The sequence below is a fragment of the Candidatus Thiosymbion oneisti genome, assembly GCF_900092655.1.
Classification (GTDB): Bacteria; Pseudomonadota; Gammaproteobacteria; order Chromatiales; family Chromatiaceae; genus Thiosymbion; species Thiosymbion oneisti.
Genome location: NZ_FLUY01000664.1, coordinates 1 through 2,401 on the forward strand (window position 1 = coordinate 1; position 2,401 = coordinate 2,401).

General features: G+C 63.5%; 1 protein-coding gene. It reads right to left on the reverse strand.

Annotated elements, in window-relative coordinates:
* Positions 1 to 409: 409 nt before the first annotated feature.
* Positions 410 to 2,080, reverse strand: a complete 1,671-nt coding sequence (gene recN / locus BQ17_RS07245; protein ID WP_089725676.1) for a DNA repair protein RecN — start codon at positions 2,078 to 2,080, stop codon at positions 410 to 412.
* Positions 2,081 to 2,401: the final 321 nt, after the last annotated feature.

Consider the following 2,401-nt stretch of genomic DNA (forward strand, 5'->3'; position numbering starts at 1 on the left):
AACAACAGGATAATGGAAAAATTCATTCATTTTTGGACTCACCCAGCAGGTGAAATAGCCAATCTTTGAAAATCCAAGTAAAATCATAGAGTTAACCGAAATCCTGGATTTTATCTCACGGATTCACGTCTTTTTGAACAAATGAGGTCATGCACTGTGGCCCTATCTCTCGCCTGCCTTCGCGCGCTCCTCCTTTTCCTCCCCCGCAAGCAAGCGTAAAACCGCTCTCACCTGCAACAGCGGATAGCTCCTCCTCGGTATATGATCACTCGGGACCCCGACATTACGCAGATTTTCGCAGATTGTTTTTTCTTCATCTGCGGAAATCTGCGTAATCTGCGGATTTAAAAGGCGAACGCGATTTCGGTTCCTGTACCGAGGCGGTGGGCTGTCAGTTCTTTTTCCAGACTCAACGCTGGGAACGCTCGATCATCTCTCGGGCATGGTCCAGGGTCTTGCGGGTGATCTCCCGGCCTCCCAACATGCGCGCTACTTCGTCCACACGTTCCGCTGCTCCCAGGTTTTCGATGGCGGTGTAGGTCTGGTCGTCGCGGGTAAGCTTGCGGACCAGCAGGTGGTTGTGGGCCTGGGCCGCCACCTGGGGCAGGTGGGTGACGCAGAGGACCTGGCGTGCCCCGCCCAGGGTGCGCAGCAGGCTACCGACGATCTCGGCCACGCCGCCCCCGATCCCTACATCGACCTCATCGAAGACCAGGGTCGGCACCGCGCCGCACTCGGCGGTGGCGACCTGTAGGCCGAGGCTGATCCGGGACAGCTCGCCCCCGGAGGCTACCTTCGCCAGGGGTTGCATGGGCTGGCCCGGGTTGGCACTGACCAGGAACTCCACCCGGTCGAGCCCCTGGGCGGTGGCCGCCTCAGGCTGAACCCTGGTGACCTCCACCGCGCAGCGTCCGCCGCCCATCCCGAGCCCCTGCATGGCCTTGGTGACCGTCTCGGAGAGCCTTTGCGCGGCCTGGGAGCGGGCGTCGCTGAGCTGTTCGGCGGCGGTGAGAAATGCCGCGCGCGCCTGGTCGCGCTCCCCGGCCAGGGTTGCTAAGGCCGTGTCGTCGCGTTCCAGGGCCTCCAGTTCCTCGCGCATGGCCTGGAGGGTCTCGGGGATCCGGTCCGGGGGCACCCGGTACTTGCGGGCCAGGTCGTGGACCTGGGTGAGGCGCCGCTCTACCTGCTCCAGGAGCCCTGGGTCCAGGTCCAGCTCGTCCAGATAGCGGCGCAGGTTGGCCGCCGCCTCCTCGACCTGGATGGCGGCGCCTTCCACCAGCTCGCGGGTCGCGGACAGGCGTGCGTCCAGGTTGCTCAGGGTCTCCAGATCAGTACCGGCGTGGCTCAGCTCGGCGTGCAGCGAGGGTTCGCCTTCGTACAGCCGTTGCAGCAGGCGGCCGGTCGTGCCCTGGAGCTCTCCCAGATTGGCGAGCCGTTTCTGTTCTTGGTCCAGAGCGCGGATTTCGCCGGCGTCCAGACCCAGGTCCGCGAGCTCCTCCACCTGGTAGCGCAGCAGCTCCAGGCGCGCGGCCCGATCGGCGCTCTCGGCCCGGAGGCGACCCAGCCGCTGGTCATGGTCGCGATAGGTCCGATACCGGTCGGCCACCTGGGCCGCCAGATCGCCGGTGCCGCCGTAGTCGTCGAGCAGGTCCCGTTGGTGTGCCGCCCGGAGCAGGGATTGATGGGCGTGTTGGCCGTGGATATCGACCAGGCGTTCGCCCAGGCCCTGCAGTTGGGCCCCGGTGGCCGGGTGGCCGTTGATATAGGCCCGGGAGCGCCCTTGGCGCATGAGGAGTCTGCGCACCAAGCATTCGTCACCCGCGTCCAGGTCTTGGTCGGCGAGCCAGTCCTGGGCCTCGGGGCAGGCCCGCAGGTCGAACCCGGCGATGATCTCCGCCCGTTCGCAGCCGGCGCGCACCAGCTGGGCGTCGGCCTTGTCCCCCAGCACGAGCCCCAGGGCGTCGATGAGGATGGATTTACCCGCCCCCGTCTCGCCGGTGAGTGCCGTCATGCCGGCCTCGAAGTCGAGCTCGAGGCCGCTGACGATCGCCAGATCCTTGACCAAGATGTGCGTCAGCATGGGGACGAATTGGGCGGTGAAACCTGGCGGAAGGTCAGCGGAGGAGGTTAGGAGCTGTTGACATGCATAACCGACGCACTTGGCTCATCCGCTCCCTAATCCCTCTCTCCGAGAACGTCGAAAAGGTGATGCCCACGCTCGTTCCCACGCTCCAGAGACTGTGAAAGTATTCGGTTTTCCCGGAAGTGGTGGGATGAGACCGCCATATTCCACGCTAAATCCTATACCACGTGGTATGAGGAGGAAGATTTTCTGCTCAATTTAGGGAAAATTGTGTCGTCCTGTCCCTTTGGATCTGAAAATCCAGGAATACTTTCACAG